Source organism: Paracoccus versutus (genome assembly GCF_000763885.1).
Taxonomy (GTDB): Bacteria; Pseudomonadota; Alphaproteobacteria; order Rhodobacterales; family Rhodobacteraceae; genus Paracoccus; species Paracoccus versutus.
The window spans coordinates 1-20,416 of the sequence record NZ_JRKO01000022.1 but is presented as its reverse complement, the minus strand read 5'-3'; the positions used below and the strand labels follow the sequence as shown (position 1 = coordinate 20,416).

Sequence of the window (20,416 nt, the reverse complement as noted above, 5' to 3'; positions counted from 1 at the left end):
CAGGGCGCCCTTGCTAGATTATCGGAATAGCGACAGAATCGTTTGCGGTGCCTGGTTGGCGATCGACAACGCCTGCACCCCAAGCTGCTGCTGGGTCTGCAGCGCCTGCAGACGGGCTGACGCTTCCTCCATATCGGCATCCACCAGCGCACCGATGCCGGCAGTCAGCGAATCGGCCAGCTTCGATACGAAATTCGATTGATCGTTGATCCGCTTGGCGGCCGTACCAAGTTCTGCTGCCCCTGTCTTCGCGATGTCGAGCAACGCCTCGATTTCACCAACCGCAGTTCGTGCCGTGGTGCTGTCCGTAATGGTCGTGATCGTAGCGCCTTCAATATCCGCCTCGAAGTCCACAGAATTGACCGTAATCGTCTGCGCAGTGGTTACAGCTGTACCCGCCGTCCGGTCCAAGGACGCCAAGACGCTGAAGGATGTCGCAGTACCGATCGGATTGGTCTTGAGCAGATTGACCCCATTCATCTGGGTTCCGTCAATCGTCGAAATAATCTGGTTCCTTTTCTCCACGATCTGCTCGTTCACAGTCGCAAAATCGTTCGCATCACTGCCGGCACTACTTGCCAGCCTTCTCATTTCATCAAGCAAATCACGGATATCTTCAGCACCGTCCCGCGCAGTCGTCACCACCGCCGCAGCAAGATTCAGGTTGCTCTGAAGCGTCTTGAAGACTGCTTGGTCGGATTCCATGACCTTCGAAATGGCCCAAACCGCAGCATTGTCCTGTGCGTTGGCGACCTTTTTTCCGGTCGAAATCTCATTCTGGGCTTTCGTCAGATTCGCATTGATCCCCTTCAGGGTTTGCAGCGCGACCATCGCGCCATTATTAGTCAGAATGCTGGACATCTTCAATCTCCATTCCTGGGTGGTTTACCCGTTTCTAGTGCAAGAGGCCTTCTGACCTACGGGACGGACCCGATGACTATGTCACGTCATTCGATCTATCCGCCCTTCCTGAATAAACTCCTGACCAGGCGACCCAGGCAATCAAAGACTACAGAAAAGTTTACTCAAAATCTTCTATCATGCGGTGAAGAAATAGGATTGCCGATCCTGCGGCCCTGGCGATCATAGGTGTTCAGGTGGCGCGACAAGGCTGCGATCTCGGCAAGCTGCCGCTGCGCGGCCGCCACACCGTCGCAGGCAGCACTGGCGAGGGACAGAATGTCGCGCAGCAGTTCGGCAGTTTCTGCAACCCTGTCCCTTGGCATCGCGCCAGAGTGAACAAGCACTTCAAATTCCTGCATTTTCACAAGGGCCGCATCGGTTTGGAATACCAGAAGATCCTCCCTCGCCTGTTGGAGCAAATGTAGGGCTTTTGTCATTCGATCCCCTCGTTACGTCGTTGAAATCCAAGATCAATTCGTTCCGCGATGGCTTCCGCATAGGTATCGTTCAACAGGCTTGCAAATTGCGATTCGCCGATGCCGCCGCCGAACTCACCAGTCGGCTGTCCGGGTCCGGCGTGCTTCAGCATTTCCGCAAGAAATGCCTGCTCGAGCCCATCGACGACGCTCGGTTTCGGTCGGGTTGTCGTGCGGGCGGTTCCTGCTGCCAGAACTCTCTCCATGCCAGGCTCTTTTCTGAATAAAAGTTTCAACAACTGGTGACTTTAGCTGGCATAAGTAAATATTTGGTAATCTTGCTATGCCAATCTGGCAGGAACTTGATCGGCACAGAGGGGATCCAAGTGGATGTGGGTTTTACATGTCACCAAGCAGCAGCTGCGCCGCTTGGCGTGCAGTGCAACAATGTGGTTCGGCTAAGCGCTTGCAAAACAATTGATTTTTCAGGATTTTTCAGCGTCCAGCTGCAAGACGACCCCACGGCGGAGCCGATCGAATCGCCCGTCCATTCCACCGCATCCGACGATGAAGATATCCTTGCCGATGCAGATGATACGGCCGACAGTTCGGTTCTTGATCTGGCCGCCGATCCGACCGTTGCAGCCGATCAGCTATCTCTCGGCAGTTCGGAACATATCTGTGCCGCCGGAGAGGGACAAATCACAGCAGAGCCGTTGATGGAGGAAAGCGAATGGGTGGAAATGGCATCAGATTTCTTCGAATACGCCGAACAGACGCCGCCAAAAGTAGAGAACACGCATCACGAGCTCTCGGAACGAGGCCTCAGCGCCTACGCAGGCATTTCGAGCAATGGTCATACTCTCAAAAATATATTCGGCGGTATTTTTTTTGAAAATTCTTCCGATGAAGGCTCTCTACACGGCCACAAGGAACGCGATCTCATAAAGGTTACATCTCTACCGAATGTTGCGGTATTTTCAAAATCCGACCCGATCGTAAGGGAGAGCTTATCCGAACCCTTCACCGACACAGCCATAATGGATTTTCATATGAGTAACGAGGGTCAAGATGCAATCCCTTTAAAGGATTATGAGATAAAGGCTCCAGCCTCTCATGAAGGTGACCATGCTGAAAGAGCCATCAAGACCTCGAGCTTTGATCCACGCCAAGTTATACGCCAAATAGGGCGAGAAGTTACACCTACGCAGGTTGCTACGCGGGTCGAGGTTATTCTTGATCCGGCAGAATTGGGGAAAGTTCGGATGCTGATATCACCGGGCGACAATCCGGCCGTAACGATTCTTGCCGAACGGCCAGAGACGTTCGATTTGTTGAGGAGAAACATAGATCTACTCTCAAAGGAGCTTCGTGACGTAGGGATTTCAGGCGCAGACATCTCATTTTCCGATGGTGAGGAGGGATGGAGCTCGCAAAACAATTTTTTGGCGAGAAAGCCTGATCCTCTGCCAGAATCAGCGCCGCAGCCATATCTGGAAAATACGGACTCGATTAAAACTACCGCAACCTTTGTGAACACCGGAATTGATATCAGGATCTAGGGGAAAGAGATGGTGACTATCAATACAACTTCTGCGGTTGACGGAATTGATGCAAGAAGCCTCCAATCTTCAAAAGGATCCAGCGAAACCAACTCCACGAACCAGTTCGAAATGTTCCTGAAGATGCTGACGACGCAGATCAAGAATCAGGATCCGCTTAATCCAATGGAGAACACGGAATTTGCCGTGCAGCTTGCGACATTTTCCGGGGTTGAGCAGCAGGTTCAGACCAACCTGCTTCTGACGCAACTCCTGGGCAATATCGACGGTGGGGAGATCGGTCAGCTTTCGACCTGGATAGGCCGGGAGGTGAGAACGAATGCTCCTGTATGGTTCGACGGATCCTCCTTGATACTGGCGGCGGACAGAAGCGCGAATGGCGAAAGTGCTACGCTCGTTACGCTGAATGAACAGGGCAAAGAGGTGCTACGACAAGCCATAGGATCAATGTCTGGGGAGATTGAATGGCATGGTCGATATGCGGATGGCACTTCACTCCCTGCGGGATTTTACACCTTCCGCATCGAGGAAGAGAGTAGCGACGGCAGCGCAACCCTGCGCGATGTCGAATCCTATAGTCGCGTGACCGGGATAGAATTGACCCAAAACGGCGCCGAACTGGTCCTGAAAGGCGGCGGATCTGCAAGAGTCGATCAGGTCAGCGGCCTGCGGGAATGATTTGCTTCGATCAGCTATCCGGTTTACAGAACACGGTTTCATCGCAAGGAGTCGCCCTGTCTCGCAGCAAAGGTCGGCGAAGTATCTGGACCACCCACGTTCCCGGAGACATGTTGCGCGATCGATATTCAGCGACTGCTAGGCGGTGAAACCCATGTCATGCGAGTTGAGCGAAAAATGCCATGGATACGAGGAAAATGACCTTTTACTCGCAATTCCAGCCGCCGGATTTGCACCGAGAGGCAGCGCGCTAGGCAGCGTTAGGACCAATTCGACCCGCATGAATTCTTCCGCTTCTTGTAATGTGAACCGGCAGTTTCATGGCGGCAAAGCCAGACCGGAGGCTGCTTTAAACTTACACGTTCTGACAGTTCGCCTTGGTATTGGAGGAAATTCCACGGAGGTAACGAAATTCTATAGCCGTCGGGGGAACGCAGTATTTCCATATTTGCCGTCGGACACGACAAAAGGCTTGCTTCACGATCGCCTTGATGGCGCCCGGTAAAGCAAACCGAAGTGCGGGCCTTCATCCGCACACAAGCGGCGGCACGGTTCCGCCATATCGGCTATAGGACGACGGGCCCGCCGGCATCAAGGCATAGCAGCATCAGGTCTTGTCGCCGCCCCTGCCACGACAACGACCGCCTGACCGCCCGGTTACCTCGTCAGGACGGAGGGCGCGAACCCCGCTGGCGGGCTTGAGCCAGGCTCATCAGGCCGACCGGGGCCCGCGTTCCAGGCAACTGCACGTCCGGGTCGCCTCGAAATGCCGGGGGGCGTGAGCCCGCGGAAGCGGCGGCAGGTCATGACACGCCCGGCCGCCAGCAACACCGCTAGCAGACTGCGGAAAAAGGGCCCTGACAGGGCGTCGTGGCGGAATTCGTTCTGGATTCGGCGAAGATCGGCCTGAAAACCGGGCATTTCCGGCAGAATTGAGGCGGATTTCCCGGTTCCCGGCCCAAGCTCTCCTGTCGCACGGATTTTTTCAGCAGCCTGCTAGACACCTGCTAATGCAAACTGCCGCTATTGGGGCCCGCGTGCAAATGATGACAGATGCCTGGGCAGGAGCCGGGGCCGGCGGCCGCGCGGATGGCGCGCCGGGCCACCAGGGAAATGCCAAGGAAACCCGGCTCTATCCCCGCCTTACCAGCAAAACGGGCGGTCCGAGCGGCGGGCGACCGCGCGGGTCATGAATGCCGATACGCAGGTCACGGATGCAAAAATACCGGCAGGACCAGCAGCAGGATTGCCGCGGTCCCCGCCCCGGCCAGGGTCGTTCGCCACCAGCCGGAGGCATAGGTCAGCATCATCGCGACCGCGAAGGCCGCCACGGACAGGATGCCCAGCCAGGACGAAACCGCGACAGCGGGGTTTCCCCACCAGATCAGCGCGGGCCAGGCCGACAGGCCCAACAGCACCGCGCCGGTGATCCGTAGCAGCCAGACCAACCCTCGGCCGGGCTTGCGGCCGCGCAGCTGCTCGTGGTGCCGCGGCATGGCCAGGGCCAGCGCAAGGAACGCCAGGTAGCAAAGGACAAGGGACAGCCAGACCAGCATCCTACTCTCCCGGAACCTGGCTGGCCTGGACACGGGCGCGTGGCTTCGGTGCCTTCACCCGTCCGGGCCGGGCCCTCCAGGCGGCATGAGCGCAGGCAAGGCCGCACAGGATCGCCATCAGATCGACCGAGGCCAGCACCCAGTTCCCCTGCCCCATCGCCTGCAACAGGCTGGACGGGCCGGTCGCCGCGTTCAGCGGCGGCAGGGCCAGAAGCAGCAAGGCGGCAAGGCCAAGCTGCTCGCTCCAGGCTTTCGCGGGCGGGCGCAGGAAGGGCCAGACCGCCGCGGCGAGCCAGATCAGGAAGAAGGCGCGGATCTCCAGCAGCGCGCGTTCCGGCGCATCGGCCGGGATCAGCCGGTTGGCCCAGAAATAGCCCGCCGTGGCCAGCGTGAGCCCGGCGATGCCGCCGATGTTCAGCCGCTCGACCAGCCACAGCCCGCGGGGCTGGCGCTCGGCACGGGAATGCCTGGCGGCGCGTTTCGACACCCACAGCACCAGCCCGCTGCCCACCATGACGGTCCCGGCCAGGCCGGCGACGAAGAACAGCCAGCGCAGCGCGGTATCGGCAAAGCGGGCGCGATGCAGCGCGCCGAGCGCGTGGTTCACCTTTGCCGTGGCCGAGGCCTCCGGCCGGCCGGTCTGTTCGATCAGCGCCCCGCTCAGCCCGTCGAAGCGCATCCGCTCGACCCCGTTCGCGCCCGAGCCGCTCTGCACCGTCAGCACCGAGTTGCGTTGCGGGACCAGGACGATCTCGGGCCGGGGGCCGTCGAGCTTTTCGATGCCGATCCGGCCGACCGGCATGGCCCAGGCCGCCTCGGCCTGCGCCAGCAGCGGCGCCAGCGGGACCAGTTGCGGCAGCGCCCGCGGCGGGGGTAACGCGGCAACGGCGGCGGATGCCTGCGGGGCCGGGCCGCGCGGCGCGGGGCGGTCCACCACCAAGGGCATCAGCGTCGCCGCGAACAGCACCAGCCCCGAAAAGGTGATCATGACATGATAGGGCAGCGCCAGCACCGCGGTCATGTTGTGGATGTCCAGCCAGGAGCGCTGGCCCTTGCCGGGGCGGAAGGTGAAGAACTCCTTGAAGATCTTCTTATGGGTGATGACGCCGCTGATGATGGCGACGAACATCGCCATGGTCGCGATGCCGACGATCCAGCGCGCGAAGCTGCGCGGCAGGCCGTAAAGCTCGAAATGAAAGCGATAGAGGAACTCGCCCCCCGCCGTCGGGCGCGGCGAAAGCGTCGCGCCCGTGGCGGCGTCGATCACCATGGTCTCGCCGCCGCGCCGTCCCGCCTGCTCGCCCGGCTTGGCCCAGGACAGCGCCAGCACCGGGTTGCGCTCGTCTGGCAGGGTGATGTTCCAGCTTGCCGCCTGCGGCGCGACCTCGGCCAGGCGGGCCAGGGCAAGCCCGGCCGGGTCGGCGCCCTGGACCGAGCCGTGCAGTTCGGGGCGCATCCAATAGGTCACCTCGCTGCGGAAATAGGCGATGGTGCCGGTCAGGAAGATCGCAAAGAGCAGCCAGCCCAGCAGCAGCCCGGTCCAGGTATGCAGCCAGGCCATCGACTGGCGAAAACCGTTCTTCATGCGCCACCTCCCGGCAGGGCCGCGACGACCAGCGCAAACAGCGCCGCGGCGCCCAGGATCCCCGCCCAGGCCCGTGCGGCGCTGCGGCAGGCGAAGGCCCAGACCGAGGCCGCGGCGAAGACGACGAAGGACAGCATCAGCGCCAGCTGCGCGGCATCGCGCGGCGGCATCGGCACCAGCCTGGCAAAGGCCGGCACGAAGAGATTGGCGGCCAGGTAGCCGCCCAGGATGGCGGCAAGGCTGCGCGAGGCGACCGAGAGCCGCTGCCGGGAAACGGGCTCAGACATGGCACCCCTGCCGGGACGGGGGCTGGCAACGGGCGAAGGGCTGGGCGTTGGCGGGCATGGATGGGGTCCGGGATACTGGGTGACGGGACGAGGCGGTCTCTGCCCCCAGAGGGACGGGGCAGAGACCGGGGACCGCGCGCGGCAGGGATACCGCGCCTTGCGGTCACGCCTTGGGCGCGATGCGGGTCAGGCGGTCGCCTTCGGGATCGTCCTTGCCGCGCGCCTTGTTGACCGAGAACACCGTGCCTTCCGGGGCGACGACCAGGTGGTTGGGGAAGGAGCCGCCATCCAGGTTGGCCTTGATCTCGCCCGTGGCGGCATCGAGGACCGTGATCGTGTCCGAGGCGCGGTTGGCCACGAACAGCCGCCCGCTTGCGGCGTCGAAGGCGACGTTCAGCGTGCCCGCGCCGACCGGCGTGTCGAACAGCACCGCGCCGCTTTCGCCGTCGATCGCGATCACGTTGTCGCTGCCCTGCGAGGCCACGAAGACCCGCCCGGTCGCCGGATCGAAATCCACGCCCGAGGGGGTCTTGGCGCCCGGTAGCGCCAGGATCTTCACCTCGCCCGAGCCCAGGTCGATGCGCGCCAGTTCCGGCGTGCGCAGCGAAACGGTGTAAAGCCGGCCGGCCTTTTCATCCAGCGCCAGGCTCATGGTGGCGAACTGCCCGCCGCGCTCTGCGGATTGCAGCTCGAACCCGTCGAGCTTTTCCAGCGTCTTGGTGTCGAAGGCCTCGATCCGGCTGCGATGGGTGCTGACATAGGCGCGGCCGCGCGCGGCGTCGATCACCACGTCGCGCGGCTTTTCGACCGAGCCCGCCTCGAACTGCCTGACCAGCGACAGGTCGTCCTGGGCATAGACCGCGACCGCGTCCTGGCGGGTGTTCGTGACCCATAGGGTGCCGTTCGCATCGTCCACGGCGATGCCGAAGGCGCCGAAATCGCCGGGATTGACCTCGGCCAGAACCTCCAGCGTGCCGGCGTCCAGCTTGGCGATGCTGGACGTGCCCTCGGGCGGCCGGCCCACGGCGGAGGCCACGAAAACCGTGCCGTTCTGCGCGCTATGGGCGACCTGGTAGACGCCGGGCCCCACCTTGGCCGAGCGGATATCATAGCCCTCGGCCCCGGCAAGCGGCACCTGGGGCGAGACCTTCAGCTCGGCCACGCCAGCGGTGTCCGGGCCTTCGGTCTGGACGACGACCGGATGCAGGCCGACCGCCGCGTCCTGGGGCAGGTCGAAGGCAAAGCTGAAGCCGCCCTCGGCATCGGCCTGCATGTCCTGCGGCGACAGCAGCGTCTTGCCGCGTTGCAGGCTGACCTGCTGCTGCGGGGCAAAGCCCGAGCCGCTGACCTCGACCTTGCCGCCGGCATGGATCGCGCCGCGCTCGGGGCCCGAGAACATGACGCGGCCGGCGAAATCCGCGGGCGTGTCGAAAGCGGTTTCCGCGCTCAGCCCCGAGGCCGAGGCGAAAAACGCGGCCAGGGTCAGCGCCCGGCCTGCATTGCGAAGGGGAAAAGCCATGTCGGCTCCTGAAGTTGCGATTGGCATGATCCGGCCGCCGCTGCGGCGGCCGGAGGGGGGTTCCGGTGGTTCAGAAGGTGCTGGTCAGGCCCATGTAGAACCGGCGGCCGTCGTTGTAGCCGGTATTGTCGAAGGTCTTGTCATCGACGTTGTAGATGGCCAGGCTGCCCATCACGTGGTCGTTGAAGTGATAGTCGGCGCCCAGGTCGACGATCGCATGCTCGCGGATATAACCGCTGCCGGTATCGGTGGTGGCGCTGCGATACTGGACGTTGCTCCACAAGGACAGCGCATCCGTGGCCTGCCAGTCGAGGCCAAGGTTCGCCACATGCAGCGGGCTGTTGTTGAAGGCGGTGCCGACGGCGTCGCCCTTGGTGATCTTGCTGTCGGCATAGGTATAGTTGAACGAGACATCGACGTTGCGCAGGGTGAAGTCCACCGTGGCCTCGACCCCGTTCAGCTCGGCGGCGTCGCGGTTGACGTATTGGTTGATCCACTTGATCGGATCGGTCGGGCTGTTCATGCCGCAATCCGTCGGCAGGCCCGGAACCGGCGTGTCATGGGCGCAGATCTGCTCGGTGGTGATCTTGTTCTTGAACCGGGTGTGATAGGCGGTCAGCCCCAGCTGCACGCCGCCCGCCGTCTCCCAGATCGCGCCGATTTCATAGTTGGTGCTTTCCTCGGGCTTCAGGGCGGTGTTGCCCTGGTCGCGCGCCCGGCCGTCGCCGCCCGAGGGCTCGAAGATGTTGCTGTCGGCCTGTTTCAGCGTCGGCGTCTTGTAGCCGCCGCTGACCCCGCCCTTCAGCGTCAGCGAGGGGTTGGCGTGCCAGACCGCATAGACCCGCGGCGTGACCTGCGAGCCGTAGCGTTCGTTATGGTCGTAGCGCAGGCCCAGCGTCAGGGTCAGGTCGTCGCGCAGGTGGAAGTTGTCCTCGGCGAACAGCGCCCATTGCCAGCGGGTCATCTCGGGATCGACGCTGACCCGGTCGGGGTCGTGGCGGGTGGTCTCGTCCCGCCAGTCGGCGCCAAAGGTCAGGTCGTGGCGGCCCAGGCTCATGCTGGTCCGGGTGTTCAGGTTCAACATCTCGTAGCCCGAGACGTTCGAGCCGTTCTCGAAATCGACATCCTCCAGCGTCAGGAAGCTGTCGGTGCGATAGTCGTCGCCCCAGGTGATCTCGTGCGACAGGCCGTAGTTCATGCGCTTGACGCTGACGCCGCCGGGCGTCCCGCCGCCCTGCGGGGTCGAGATGGTGTCCTGTGCGCTATAGACCGTCTCGAAATCCAGGTTCTGCGTCTCGTCGATCTTCCAGGTCAGGCGGGCGCCCAGCGACTTGCGCTCGATGTCCTGGGACTGGTAGCTGACGCTGCCGCCGCGGCCCGCGACGGCCATCTCGTCCTTGCTGCGGTCATGGCGCGAGCCGAACAGCGCCAGCCCCAGCCGGTCCTGGACCAGCGGCCCGCTGAGATAGAACCGCCCCTCGTTGGCATCGCCGGCACCGCCGTGCTTGTAATGGCTGCTGCCCAGCGTCAGCGAGCCCGACCAGACATCCGAGATCGGCTTGGTGATGATGTTGATCACCCCGCCCGAGGCGGCCGAGCCGTAAAGCGAGGACATCGGGCCGCGGATCACCTCGATGCGTTCGATGGCCGAAGGCGGCGGCAGATAGGACATCGCCAGCCCCGAGCCGAAACCGTTGTAGGTCGCCTCCTGCGAGTTGCCGATGGGCTTGCCGTCGACCAGGGTCAGCACATAGCTCTCGCCCAGGCCGCGGATCGAGATGGTCTCGGCCCCGGACCGCCCCGAGGGCGCGCTGACGATCACGCCCGGCACGTTCTTCAGCACATCGGCCACGGTGGCATAGGGTTTCGAGTTGATCTCTTCACCGTCGATCACCGTCACCGTCGCGGGGGCGTCCGGCAGGGCCTGGGCCTGGCCGGTCGCGGTCACGACCACGGTGTCGAGCTGCACCACCGCCTGCTCGTCCTCGGCCGTCGCCTGTGCCAGCGCCGGCGCAGCGGGCAGGGCCGCCGCCCCCGTCACCGCCAGCCACAACGGCAGCCGGCCCAGCATATCGGCCGTGGTGTTCTTCAATCCTCTCATCGGTTCGGTCCCTCTTTCCTGTTCGGCGTTCGGCCTTGTTACGAGGGCTTCACGCACCAGGGCGGCGGATACTGAACCCGATCGCAGAGTTTTTTTGTCGGCTTTCCCGGCGCGACTGTATCGGAACTGCAACAACGGCCCGCCGGGCGCCGGCCAGAGGGGTGGACAGCCCGTCCCGCCGCGGCCTAATCTCGCCCCGGTCAGCCGATGCGCCGCGCGCATTTCGCCAGAACGCTCTTCCTGCCCCGATGCGGACCCCGATGCGGATGTTTGGCTGCTGCGATGTCTTCCTGCGACAGTGACAAGGTTGGCCGGCTTTACCGCGACGAGGGCGCGCGGCTGGAACGCCAGATCGCGCGGCGCATCGGCAACCGCAGCATCGCGCGGGATCTGGTGCATGACGTCTTCCTGCGCTTCTGGGAACGGGCGGGCGAGCTGCGCGGCAATCCCGCCGCCTTCGTGACCCGCTCGGCCCGCAATGTCGCCATCGACCACCTGCGCCGCGAAAAGGTGCGCTGCACCCATGCGGCCGGGGCCGAGGCCCCCTTGCCGGCGCAGGATCCGGCCTTCGACGCGCTTTCGGCGCAGCAATCGGGCGATGCGGTGCGCAGGGCCATCGCCGACCTGCCCGAGACCACCCGCCGGCTTTTCCTGATGAACCGCGCCCAGGGGCTGAGCTTCCAGGAAATCGCCGCGATCTGTGGCATGTCCGAACGGAACGTGGCAAAACACATGGCCAAGGCCGTGGCCCGCTGCGCGCAGGCCCTGGAAGATCTTCGCAACGAATGAGGGCCACCCCCTTGCTGCCACGACCCGATCCGCAGGAACGACTCCGGGCAGAGGCTGCGGATTGGGTGGTGCGGATCGTGGCCGATCCCGCGCTGGAACACGACCCGGCCTTTCGCCGCTGGCTCGGGGGCGGCAAGGACCGGGCACGCGCCTTTGCCGACGCGCGCCTGGCCTGGCAGATCGCCGGCGAGGTCGGCGGCACGGTCATGGCCGGGACGCAGCCCATCCGGCCGGCGGGCCAGCGTCCGTCAGGGACGGGCCGGGGCTGGTTCCGCCCCCTTGCCGCGGGACTCGCGCTTGGCGCCTGCGCCATGGCCGCGCTGTGGCTGGACCTGGCGCGGCCCGACCTGCGGCTGCGGCTGCTGGCCGATCACGTCGCCCGGCCCGGTCCCGCGCAGGATCTGGCGTTGCCGGACGGCAGCCGGACCCTGCTCGACGGCGGCTCGGCGCTGGACTATGCCGAGGATGGTGCCACCCGCCGCGTGACCCTGCGCTCCGGCGCCGCCTTCTTCGATGTCCAGCGGGACGGGCGCCCCTTCTCGGTCCGGCTGGGCGGGAACGAGGTGCGCGTGCATGGCACCCGCTTCGAGGTGCGCGATTGCGGCGGCTGCATGCTGGTCACGCTGGAAGAGGGCCGCGTCGAGATCCTGGACCCGCAGGGACAAAGCCTGGCGATGCTGGAACCGGGGCAGCAGGCCCGCATCCCCGCGCAGCCCGGCGCCCGCCCGCTGGTGCAGCGGGTCGACGTGCCCGACGCGCTGTCCTGGCGCGAGGGCCGCTTCACCTTCTACGACGCCAGCCTGCGCGAGGTCGCCGGTGTCCTGCAACGCCACGGCGCGGGCGCGATCCTTTTCGCCAGCGAGACGCTGGCCCGGCGGCCGATCACCGGCAGCATCAGCCTGGCCGACCCCAGGGGCGAACTCGAGGCGCTTGCCGAGGCCGTGGGTTTCCGCATCCTGCCCCTGCCCGGCGGCAGCCTGCTGATGTAGCCCTGCATTCCGGGCCGGGGCGCGCCGCCCTTGCCCGTTTCCGCCAGCCCTTCCGCCAGCGCCTGAAAAACGAAACCGCGGGTTCAGCGTGCCGCCGGCTCATGCGTCGAGCATGTGTGGGGCGGCATTCGGCCGGCCCCTCGCACGGAAGGAACGATGTCGCCGCTCTTGTCTCGATACGGGGTCTCGCTGCTCGGGCTGGCCGTCCTGCTGTCGCTGGGCTGCGCCGCCGCGCCCGCGCCGGCCGTCGCGGCGGCCGGGCAAGCCGCGGCGGCGGAATACGACTTCGACATTCCCGCGCAGCCGCTGGCGCGGACGCTCAACCGCATCGGGCAGGTCGCGGGCCTCTCCGTGCTGGTCGAGGGGGATGGCGCGGCCCTGGTGGCCCCGCCGCTTTCCGGGCGCATGACGCTGGACGCGGCCCTGCGCAGCGTGCTGCCCGCGGGGCGGGGCCGGCATCGCTTTACCGCGCAGGGCAGCCTGGTCGTCGAACTGCCGGCGCCGGCGGATGAGGCCGCGCCCACGGTCACGCTGAAGACCGTCGTGGTCACGGCGACCGGCTATCCCCAGCAGCTGGCCGATGCGCCCGCGACGATGACCGTGGTCGGGGCCGGGGAGCTGGCCCGCCGCCCCGGCCCGACCCTGGCCGAGGCGCTGCGTGACGTGCCGGGCCTGTTCGTCGGCGCGCCGGGCCGCGACGGCGGCACCCCGATCACCCTGCGCGGCATGGGGCAGCCCTATGTGCTGTTCATGATTGACGGCAAGCCGCTCAGCGCCTCCGAGGAGGCCGCCTATAACGGGCGCGGCGTGGGCGCCAAGGCCGGCTTTCTGCCCCCCGTCCCCGCCATCGACCGGATCGAGGTGATCCGGGGCCCGATGTCGGCGCTTTACGGATCGGCGGCCTCGGGCGGCGTCGTCAACGTCATCACCCGGCCGGTGCCCGACGCCTGGACGGGCAGGCTGGACCTTGGCCTGACGCATGACATCGGCCCCGGCGGGACGAACGAGGCGCGCTTCATGCTGGGCGGGCCGCTGGTCCGCGACCGGCTGGGGCTGATGCTCTACGGCTCGCGCCATCGCCAGGACGGGGCCGTCGCGCCTTCGTCCTCCGGGCGGCGGGCCAACCTGGGCGGCAGGCTGGGCTGGACCCCGGCGCCGGACCAGTCGCTGGAGCTGGACCTGTGGGGCAGCCGCCTGCGGCTGGACGAGGGCGGGCCCGCAGCCCCGGCCCCGACCGTGATTCGCGACCGGGGCACCAGCCTGACCCACCGCCTGCGCCGCGGCGACGAGGCCGAGACGGTTTCCTTCCTGTTCCGCGAGACCACGGATTTCGATGCCGGCAATCGCAGCGGGCACGAGGCGCTGACCTTCGGCACCCGCTCGACCCAGCCCTGGGGGCGGCATCACCTGACCTTCGGGTTCGAGCATCGCCACGAGCGCACCCGGCACGACCCCGGCCGCCTGCCCGATTCCGCCGTCACCGATCCCGGCCGCTGGCACCAGGCGCTTTACGCCGAGGGCAGGCTGGCGCTGTCGCCCGACCTGACCCTGACGCTGGGCCTGCGCCACGACCGCAACCAGAGATACGGCGCGCAGCTGACGCCCAGGGCCTATGCGGTCTGGCGCCCCCTGCCCGGCCTGACCATCAAGGGCGGGTTCGGCAGCGGCTACCGGGTGCCGGCGCTGAAACAGGCCGACGACGGGGTGTGGGAGCCGTCGGGCGGCGACGGCCGCTCGCGCGACCGCGGCAACAGCGCCCTGAAGCCCGAGCGGAGCAGCAATTACGAACTGGGCCTGGTGTGGGAGGGGCAAACCGGCCTCCAGTTCGGGGCGACCGCCTTCTACACGCGGTTTCGCGACCGCATCGGCCGGGTGGACCTGTGCCGCACGCCCGCCGGTCAGGCCCCGGCCTGCGTGCTGAACGGCGCGCATTACGTGGCGGTCACGCAATACCGCAACCAGGACGAAGCCCGGCTGCGCGGGGTCGAACTGACGCTGGACATCCCGCTGGGGGATGCGACGGTGTCGGCGAATTACACCTGGTCGGATTCCCGCATCGCCAGCGGCCGCAACGCCGGGCAGCCCTTTCACAACCTGCCCCGGCACATGCTGAACCTGGCGCTGGACTGGCAGCCGGACGAGGCGCTGAACCTCTGGGCCCGCGCCCGCTATCGCAGCACCTCGCAGGCGCTTGGCCGCACCGCCGGGCTGCGGGCGCATCTGGTCGTCGATCTGGGACTGGACTACCGCCTGCGCGAAGGCGTGACCGGCGCCATCGGCCTTTACAACGTCGCCAACGTGGTGCCGGACGAAAGCATGGTGGAGGGGCGGCGGCTCTACCTGGGCCTCAGCAACTCCTTCTAGGGGGCATCGGCCCGGCCCGCCGCCGGACCCGGCGCAAGGCCAGCCGTCGCGATAGCGGGCGCACCTGCCCTCGCCGATTCGGTCGTCCGCACAGCGACAGCCGCGGCGGCACTCGTCATGGTCGCGCTACGCGTCCTGCCGGCGGCGCTCGGCCTCCTCCGGGCCGAAGCAGGACGCCGCGTCGTCCCCGGCGGGGTCCATCCAGTCCCAATCCCGGCCGTCGCGCCAGCCGTCATCGTCCCGGTAGCCGCAGCGATAATCGCCAAGGCCACCCGGCCATGGCCGTCATCCCACCGGAAATCCCCGGCGCCATGGCCCCGCGCCCATAATCGCCATAGCCGGGTCGTGGTCGTCGTCGCGGCCATAGGCGCCGCGCCAATCCTCGCGATCGGAATGGTTTCGGTCGCGGCGGTTGCGCTCTTCATCCCTCAAACGATCTGCCTTGTCATCCTCCTGTCTCGCGGATCGACCGGCGCCGTCCTCGACGGGGGGCACATAACCAGACCCATAGCGGTTTCGGAGGAACGCGGTTCCTGCGGGCCAGCAACCCCAGCCTGCCGCAACGCCTGGGCATCGCGGCAGGCAGGCGCCCCGCTAGAATCGGGGCGGTCCGACCCACAGCCCCATGGACTGCATGGTCAGCACCGACGCGGCCGCGATGCTGGCGCTGGCGATGACGCCGAACACCAGGGCGGAGGCGAAAACGGTTTCATGTGGCATGCTCAACTCCTCATGTCCTGAGCGGTGCCCTCGGGCGTGCTTGCAGAGTCAACGCGCAAGCGCAAACCCCTGGGCGGAAAATGGCCGTCCTGCCCAATCCGGCGGCGCTTGCGGCGGCGGCCCGCCCGGCCTGGAACATTGTCCGGGCTTGGCGGTTGTCCGCCTTCTTTCCCGGAAATCCTTCAGCAAGGAACACCGACATGACCGACAAGCAACCCAAGCCCAGCCAGCCCTCGGACGCGGACCTGCGGCACGATCCGGGCATCGGCCGCTCCAAGGGCGCCGGTCGCAAGGACCCCGAGATCGGCGGCGAGAACACCTTCGAAGGCGACGTGCTGAACGACACCACCCCGCAGGGCGGCATAGACCCCCGCCAGCGCGGCCGCGAGAACAAATAGCCAGCCGGAGGAAAAGGAGACCGGACATGATCGGCAAGAAGACCCGCCAGCAGCAGCGGCAGATCATCGAAAAGCGCGTGGATACCAGCAACGCCGGCAAGGATTTCGACCCCCGCCCCTATCTGGACGCGGCCAAGCACCCGCACCAGGAGATCGCCGAGTCCCCCAAGCCGCGGGCCGAGGCCAAGGAGGACGGCGATCCCACGCCCAGGGGCGAAAACCAGGAAAGCCGGCATCGCAAGCGCAGCGGCAAGCCAGCGGACCAGGCCGAGGGCTGAAAGCCCCCTGCCCTGCGAGACCATCCGCCGGCATCGGTGGCGGGAACAACCGCCGCCCGCTTGGGGTTCGGCCTGAAGGCGGCATCTGACGAAAGGGACAGCACATGGCCGACGAGCCCGAATTCTCGCTGGGCGTCGAAGAGGAATACCTGCTGGTCGATGTTGAAACCGGCGACGTGCGCGAGGCACCCGATGCGCTGATGGCCGCCTGCAAGGCCGAGTTGGCCGACCAGGTCGGCCCCGAGTTCCTGCGCTGCCAGATCGAGATCGGCACCCCCGTCGCCGCCGATGTGCGCGAGGCGCGCGATCATCTGGCCCGGCTGCGTGGCAGCATCGCCCGCCATGCCGCCGAATTCGGCCTGGCGCCGATTTCCGTCGCCTGCCATCCGGTCGCGGACTGGCGCAGCCAGGACCATACCGACAAGGACCGCTACAACCAGCTTTCGCAAGAAATGGGCGGGGTGTCCCGGCGCATGCTGATCTGCGGCATGCATGTCCATGTCGGCATCCCCGACCAGGACATGCGCATCGACCTGATGAACCAGTTCTCGTGGTTCCTGCCGCATCTGCTGGCGCTTTCGGCCTCGAGCCCGTTCTGGCTGGGCGAGGATACGCTGCTCGCCTCGTATCGCACCACGGTCTTTGCCGGCTATCCCCGCACCGGCCTGCCGCCGCGGCTGGGCAGCTGGGCCGAATACGACCGCTCGGTCGCGGCGCTGACCGAGACCGGGATCATCGGCGATGCCAGCAAGATCTGGTGGGATCTGCGCCCCTCGGCGCGCTTTCCCACGCTCGAGACCCGGATCTGCGACGCCTGCCCCCGGCTGGATGACACGATCACCCTGGTCGCGCTGGTGCAGGCGACGCTGCGCATGTTGTGGCGGCTGTCGCGGCAGAACCTGCGCTGGCGGCAATACGACAACTTCCTGCTGGGCGAGAACCGCTGGCGCGCGACCCGCTATGGGCTGACGGAGGGGCTGATCGACTTCGGCACCCGCCGCATCCTTCCCTTCGACGAGATCGCCGAGGGCTGGCTTGCCGCCATCGCCGAGGATGCCGATGCGCTGGACAGCCAGCCCGCGGTGGCCGGGCTGCGCGACATGATCGCCCGCGGCAGCGCGGCCGAGCGGCAGCGGGCGCTGTTCGCCTCGGCCATGGCCGCCGGCGCCACGCCGCAGGAAGCCTTTCGCAGCATCGTCGCCTGGCTGGTCGAAGAGTTCCGCCGCGGCCTGTGATCCGGCCTGGCGGCGGATTTCCCCGGCTCGCGGGAACAAAGCCCGCGGGCCGGGGGTTCCCCCGCCGACATGCAGCACTGGGAGAAACAGCAATGCCCAAATATCTTCTGGCCCTCGGCCTCGCCCTGATGCCGCTTTCGGCCCATGCCCAGGATGCCAAGGCGGTTTTCCTTGACACCGAGGGGCAAGAGGCCGGAACCGCGGCGCTGACGGCGACGCCGACCGGCGTGCTGATCGAGGTCGAGGCGACCGGGCTGCCGGCCAGCCAATGGGTCGCCTTCCACGTCCACGAAACCGGCAGCTGCGACCACGCCACCGGCCATGAATCGGCGGGCGGCCACTTCAACCCCTCGCAAGCCCCGCATGGCGTGCTGGCCGAGGGCGGCCCCCATGCCGGCGACATGCCCAATATCTGGGTCGATGCCGAGGGCACGGCGCGGGCGCAGGTCTTCAACCCGCTGGTGACGCTGGCCGAGGGCGACAATGCGATCAAGGGCCGGGCGCTGATGATCCATGCCGGCCCCGACGACTACCAGACCCAGCCCACCGGCGGCGCCGGCGACCGGCTGGCCTGCGCGGTGATCGAATAGGCCAGCGGCGCCGGGATCAGCCCGGCGCACCCTCGCCCTCGCCCGCGCCCAGGTGGCTCATGCGGCTGTGCAATTCGCAGCGCAGCCCCTCGGGCTCGTGGCGGATCACGCTTTCGCCCATGAAGTCCTGGGCCAGCGCCTCCTCGATGATGAGCGAGCCGAAGCCCTTGCCGGCATGGGAGGCGACGGGCGGGCCGCCCGATTCCGCCCAGAGCAGCCGGAACGGGTCGTCGCTGCCCGGCCGCCCGCCGGTCCAGCCCAGGTCCACCGCGCCCTGCGGGACCGACAGCGCGCCGTATTTCAGCGCGTTGGTCGCCAGTTCGTTGATGGCCAGCGCCAGGGTCAGCGCCTGCCTGGCCGACAGCCGCACCGGCGGGCCGGCGATGCGGAAGCGCCGCTGCCCGGTGCGAAACGGCGTCAGCGCCTGCCGGACCACCTGGCCGATTTCGGCATCCAGCGCGCTGGAATCGGTCAGCAGCGTCTGCGCCTGGGCCAGGGCACCGATGCGCTGGCGCAGGATCTCGCGCGCCTCGGGGCCGTCATGGCTCAGCAGCGTCTGGTTGACGATGGCCGAGACCACGGTCAGCGTGTTCTTGATCCGGTGGCCCAGCTCGCCGTTCACCAGCCGCAGCTGGCGGGTGGCCTCGACCTTGCCGGTGGTCTCGATCACCGTGTCGATCATGCCGCGCACCACCCCGTTCTCGTCGCGGATCGGGCTGTAGCAAAAGGTGAAATGGCATTGCTCGGGATAGCCGTAGCGGTCGATGACCAGCGGAAAATCCTCGATGAAGGTCGCCTCGCCGGCATAGGCGCGCTCGGCGAGGGGGCCGATCTCCTCCCAAGCCTCGCTCCAGACCTCGGCGAAGGACCGGCCCAGCACGTTGCCCTTGTCGCCCAGGATCGGGCGAAAGGCGTCGTTGTGCAGGGTGATCAGCCCCGGACCCCAGACGATGCATTTCGGGAATTTCGAGTTCAGCGCCATCCCCAGCGCGATCTTCAGCGCCGAGGGCCAGCCGTCGGGCGGGCCAAGCGCGTTGCCGGACCAGTCATGGTCGCGGATCGCCCTGCCCATCTCGCCGCCGCCATCCAGAAAATGCACCGATCCGTCCATCGCCCCTCCGTCGCGCTGCTGCCGCCCCATCCGGTATGCCCGTCCCCGTCCGACGCAAAATAGCGCAACGCGGGACATTGTCCGGCGGTTTCCCATCCTGGCACGCGGCGCCGGGGAAAATGACCGGCGCCGGCTCGTGCCGGCCGCGATCGCGGCCCGCCGCACGAAATCATGCGCCACCCAACCGGCCGGGCGCGGGAATGTTCCCGGAAAAACTCGCCCGCCCCAGGCCCTGACACGGAACGATTGCGGCGCTGCCCGGTTCTGCATGGAACGTCCCGATCATCAAGACCCCCGGCGCCATGGCAGAAACCCTTCGCTTCGGCCGCCTTCCGGCGGCGACGGTTCATCTTTGCGTCGACATGCAGCGGCTGTTCGGGCCCGGCTCTGCCTGGGCGGTGCCGTGGATCGAGCAGGTTCGGCCGGCGGTTGCGACGCTGGTCGAAGCGCGGCCGCAGCACACCGTCTTCACCCGCTTCATCCCGCCCGAGCGGCTCGGGGCGGCGTCCGGCGCTTGGGCGCGCTATTACGCGCAATGGCCCGAGATGCTGCGCGAGCGGCTGGACCGGACATGGCTCGAGCTGCTGCCCGAGCTGGCGCGGCATGTGCCGCCGGCCAGGGTGGTCGACAAGCCGGTCTATTCGCCCTGGCACGACGGGCGGCTGCACCGCTGGCTGCGCCGCGCCGGGATCACCACGCTGGTGATCACCGGCGGCGAGACCGACGTCTGCGTGCTGGGCACGGTGATGGGCGCGGTCGACCTGGGCTACCGGGTGGTGCTGGTGGGCGATGCGGTCTGTTCCTCGACCGACCAAGGCCATGACGCGGCGATGACGCTCTACCGCACGCGGTTCTCGCAGCAGGTCGAGACCGCACCGCTGGGCGAGGTTCTGGACGCCTGGGCCGCGGCCTAGGGGAACAAGCCGGGGGCGGCGGGTGTTTCCTTTCCATGGCCGTCCCCAAGCACGCCCGAGGGGGACCCCGCGGAAGGCCGCCCGACGGGGCGGCCGCGCCAATGGGTCCCGTCTAGGGCCTGTCCGACACCAGCACAGGAGCTTTGCAATGTCCGCACCCCGCACCGACCTGGAAAGGCAAAGACGCCACCACCTCGTCCCAATCATCGGCATCCTCGCGGCCGTGCTGATCGCGCTGGCGGGGTTTCTCTGGTGGTTCAACGACGAGACCAGCGATCCCGAGATCCCCGGCCAGGTGCCGGGTCCAGTGGACGAGATCACCGACCCCCCCGCCGCCGGGGGGGAAACCGCACCCGCCACCACACCCGCCGCCGCGGGGCCTGCTGCCGACCAGACCCCGCCCCCCCACAGCACCCCCCCG

General features: G+C 66.7%; 21 protein-coding genes. 11 read left to right on the top strand and 10 right to left on the bottom strand.

Annotation, left to right across the window (positions count from 1 at the left end; genetic code table 11):
- Positions 1–18 precede the first annotated feature (18 nt).
- From IT40_RS11440 to IT40_RS27525, 3 genes are all read right to left on the bottom strand, one after another.
- Positions 19–861 (bottom strand): flagellin N-terminal helical domain-containing protein, encoded by an 843-nt coding sequence (locus IT40_RS11440; RefSeq protein ID WP_036754856.1) that lies wholly within the window; start codon positions 859–861, stop codon positions 19–21.
- 164 nt (positions 862–1,025) lie between these two features.
- Complete coding sequence (locus IT40_RS11435; protein WP_036754853.1) at positions 1,026–1,340, bottom strand: hypothetical protein; 315 nt, start codon at positions 1,338–1,340, stop codon at positions 1,026–1,028.
- A complete protein-coding gene (locus tag IT40_RS27525; protein ID WP_084197052.1) occupies positions 1,337–1,585 on the bottom strand; it encodes a hypothetical protein in 249 nt (82 codons plus the stop codon). Before IT40_RS27525 ends, IT40_RS11435 begins: the two co-directional genes overlap by 4 nt.
- A gap of 96 nt (positions 1,586–1,681) precedes the next feature.
- Here IT40_RS27525 and fliK point away from each other — a divergent pair, with 96 nt between their 5' ends.
- The gene (gene fliK, locus IT40_RS27520) at positions 1,682–2,881 is read left to right on the top strand and encodes a flagellar hook-length control protein FliK (protein ID WP_147307279.1); all 1,200 of its coding nucleotides are present in this window, start codon (positions 1,682–1,684) and stop codon (positions 2,879–2,881) included.
- 9 nt (positions 2,882–2,890) lie between these two features.
- The gene (locus IT40_RS11430) at positions 2,891–3,559 is read left to right on the top strand and encodes a flagellar hook capping FlgD N-terminal domain-containing protein (protein ID WP_052095873.1); all 669 of its coding nucleotides are present in this window, start codon (positions 2,891–2,893) and stop codon (positions 3,557–3,559) included.
- A 1,208-nt stretch (positions 3,560–4,767) separates the two neighbouring features.
- Here IT40_RS11430 and IT40_RS11425 read toward each other — a convergent pair.
- From IT40_RS11425 to IT40_RS11405, 5 genes are all read right to left on the bottom strand, one after another.
- Positions 4,768–5,115, bottom strand: coding sequence for a DUF3325 domain-containing protein (locus tag IT40_RS11425; protein WP_052095872.1), 348 nt, complete (start codon positions 5,113–5,115; stop codon positions 4,768–4,770).
- 1 nt (position 5,116) lies between these two features.
- Entirely contained in the window at positions 5,117–6,700 is a 1,584-nt protein-coding gene (locus IT40_RS11420) for a PepSY-associated TM helix domain-containing protein (protein ID WP_036754850.1), read from the bottom strand.
- On the bottom strand, positions 6,697–6,987 hold the full coding sequence (locus IT40_RS11415; protein WP_036754848.1) for a DUF3649 domain-containing protein: 291 nt from the start codon (positions 6,985–6,987) through the stop codon (positions 6,697–6,699). The genes IT40_RS11420 and IT40_RS11415 overlap by 4 nt, the downstream gene beginning before the upstream one ends.
- A gap of 163 nt (positions 6,988–7,150) precedes the next feature.
- Positions 7,151–8,506: a Vgb family protein gene (locus IT40_RS29255; RefSeq protein WP_036754847.1), complete on the bottom strand. Its 1,356-nt coding sequence runs from the start codon at positions 8,504–8,506 to the stop codon at positions 7,151–7,153.
- Positions 8,507–8,576: 70 nt separating this feature from the next.
- Complete coding sequence (locus IT40_RS11405; RefSeq protein ID WP_052095871.1) at positions 8,577–10,607, bottom strand: TonB-dependent receptor domain-containing protein; 2,031 nt, start codon at positions 10,605–10,607, stop codon at positions 8,577–8,579.
- 282 nt (positions 10,608–10,889) lie between these two features.
- Between IT40_RS11405 and IT40_RS11400 the strand changes: the two genes are divergently transcribed.
- The 3 genes from IT40_RS11400 (at position 10,890) to IT40_RS11390 (ending at position 14,749) form a co-directional block, all read left to right on the top strand.
- Positions 10,890–11,396 (top strand): RNA polymerase sigma factor, encoded by a 507-nt coding sequence (locus IT40_RS11400; protein WP_036754846.1) that lies wholly within the window; start codon positions 10,890–10,892, stop codon positions 11,394–11,396.
- A 68-nt stretch (positions 11,397–11,464) separates the two neighbouring features.
- Positions 11,465–12,385, top strand: coding sequence for a FecR family protein (locus tag IT40_RS11395; protein ID WP_166436094.1), 921 nt, complete (start codon positions 11,465–11,467; stop codon positions 12,383–12,385).
- Between the two features lie 156 nt (positions 12,386–12,541).
- Positions 12,542–14,749, top strand: a complete 2,208-nt coding sequence (locus tag IT40_RS11390) for a TonB-dependent receptor domain-containing protein (RefSeq protein WP_052095869.1) — start codon at positions 12,542–12,544, stop codon at positions 14,747–14,749.
- A gap of 594 nt (positions 14,750–15,343) precedes the next feature.
- On the opposite strand, the gene IT40_RS30460 is transcribed toward IT40_RS11390, so the two are convergent.
- Positions 15,344–15,469: a hypothetical protein gene (locus tag IT40_RS30460; RefSeq protein WP_255469536.1), complete on the bottom strand. Its 126-nt coding sequence runs from the start codon at positions 15,467–15,469 to the stop codon at positions 15,344–15,346.
- A 200-nt stretch (positions 15,470–15,669) separates the two neighbouring features.
- On the opposite strand from IT40_RS30460, the gene IT40_RS11385 reads away from it, so the two are divergent.
- The 4 genes from IT40_RS11385 to IT40_RS11370 all read left to right on the top strand — a co-directional run bounded on the left by IT40_RS11385 (position 15,670) and on the right by IT40_RS11370 (position 17,970).
- Positions 15,670–15,867, top strand: coding sequence for a hypothetical protein (locus tag IT40_RS11385; RefSeq protein ID WP_036754845.1), 198 nt, complete (start codon positions 15,670–15,672; stop codon positions 15,865–15,867).
- Between the two features lie 26 nt (positions 15,868–15,893).
- The gene (locus tag IT40_RS11380; protein ID WP_036754836.1) at positions 15,894–16,145 is read left to right on the top strand and encodes a hypothetical protein; all 252 of its coding nucleotides are present in this window, start codon (positions 15,894–15,896) and stop codon (positions 16,143–16,145) included.
- A 104-nt stretch (positions 16,146–16,249) separates the two neighbouring features.
- Positions 16,250–17,380, top strand: a complete 1,131-nt coding sequence (locus tag IT40_RS11375) for a carboxylate-amine ligase (protein WP_036754833.1) — start codon at positions 16,250–16,252, stop codon at positions 17,378–17,380.
- Positions 17,381–17,472: 92 nt separating this feature from the next.
- Positions 17,473–17,970, top strand: coding sequence for a superoxide dismutase family protein (locus tag IT40_RS11370; RefSeq protein WP_036754830.1), 498 nt, complete (start codon positions 17,473–17,475; stop codon positions 17,968–17,970).
- Positions 17,971–17,986: 16 nt separating this feature from the next.
- Here IT40_RS11370 and IT40_RS11365 read toward each other — a convergent pair whose 3' ends face one another.
- Positions 17,987–19,081 (bottom strand): sensor histidine kinase, encoded by a 1,095-nt coding sequence (locus tag IT40_RS11365; RefSeq protein ID WP_036754998.1) that lies wholly within the window; start codon positions 19,079–19,081, stop codon positions 17,987–17,989.
- Positions 19,082–19,383: 302 nt separating this feature from the next.
- On the opposite strand from IT40_RS11365, the gene IT40_RS11360 reads away from it, so the two are divergent.
- Together IT40_RS11360 and IT40_RS26750 are read left to right on the top strand one after the other, a co-directional pair.
- Positions 19,384–19,995, top strand: coding sequence for a cysteine hydrolase family protein (locus IT40_RS11360; protein WP_036754827.1), 612 nt, complete (start codon positions 19,384–19,386; stop codon positions 19,993–19,995).
- Between the two features lie 148 nt (positions 19,996–20,143).
- Positions 20,144–20,416: hypothetical protein (locus IT40_RS26750; protein WP_052095868.1), on the top strand; the 273-nt coding region annotated here is incomplete at its 3' end.

Coding starts and splice junctions, on each gene's coding strand:
- IT40_RS11415 (WP_036754848.1), bottom strand. CDS start 6,987: ATGTCTGAGCCCGTTTCCCGGCAGCGGCTCTCGGTCGCCTCGCGCAGC.
- IT40_RS11405 (WP_052095871.1), bottom strand. CDS start 10,607: ATGAGAGGATTGAAGAACACCACGGCCGATATGCTGGGCCGGCTGCCG.
- IT40_RS11430 (WP_052095873.1), top strand. CDS start 2,891: ATGGTGACTATCAATACAACTTCTGCGGTTGACGGAATTGATGCAAGA.
- IT40_RS11380 (WP_036754836.1), top strand. CDS start 15,894: ATGATCGGCAAGAAGACCCGCCAGCAGCAGCGGCAGATCATCGAAAAG.
- IT40_RS11425 (WP_052095872.1), bottom strand. CDS start 5,115: ATGCTGGTCTGGCTGTCCCTTGTCCTTTGCTACCTGGCGTTCCTTGCG.
- IT40_RS11400 (WP_036754846.1), top strand. CDS start 10,890: ATGTCTTCCTGCGACAGTGACAAGGTTGGCCGGCTTTACCGCGACGAG.
- IT40_RS11390 (WP_052095869.1), top strand. CDS start 12,542: ATGTCGCCGCTCTTGTCTCGATACGGGGTCTCGCTGCTCGGGCTGGCC.
- IT40_RS11360 (WP_036754827.1), top strand. CDS start 19,384: ATGGCAGAAACCCTTCGCTTCGGCCGCCTTCCGGCGGCGACGGTTCAT.
- IT40_RS27525 (WP_084197052.1), bottom strand. CDS start 1,585: ATGGAGAGAGTTCTGGCAGCAGGAACCGCCCGCACGACAACCCGACCG.
- IT40_RS11420 (WP_036754850.1), bottom strand. CDS start 6,700: ATGAAGAACGGTTTTCGCCAGTCGATGGCCTGGCTGCATACCTGGACC.
- IT40_RS11370 (WP_036754830.1), top strand. CDS start 17,473: ATGCCCAAATATCTTCTGGCCCTCGGCCTCGCCCTGATGCCGCTTTCG.
- IT40_RS11365 (WP_036754998.1), bottom strand. CDS start 19,081: ATGGACGGATCGGTGCATTTTCTGGATGGCGGCGGCGAGATGGGCAGG.
- IT40_RS29255 (WP_036754847.1), bottom strand. CDS start 8,506: ATGGCTTTTCCCCTTCGCAATGCAGGCCGGGCGCTGACCCTGGCCGCG.
- IT40_RS11375 (WP_036754833.1), top strand. CDS start 16,250: ATGGCCGACGAGCCCGAATTCTCGCTGGGCGTCGAAGAGGAATACCTG.
- IT40_RS11440 (WP_036754856.1), bottom strand. CDS start 861: ATGTCCAGCATTCTGACTAATAATGGCGCGATGGTCGCGCTGCAAACC.
- IT40_RS30460 (WP_255469536.1), bottom strand. CDS start 15,469: ATGCCACATGAAACCGTTTTCGCCTCCGCCCTGGTGTTCGGCGTCATC.
- IT40_RS11435 (WP_036754853.1), bottom strand. CDS start 1,340: ATGACAAAAGCCCTACATTTGCTCCAACAGGCGAGGGAGGATCTTCTG.
- IT40_RS11385 (WP_036754845.1), top strand. CDS start 15,670: ATGACCGACAAGCAACCCAAGCCCAGCCAGCCCTCGGACGCGGACCTG.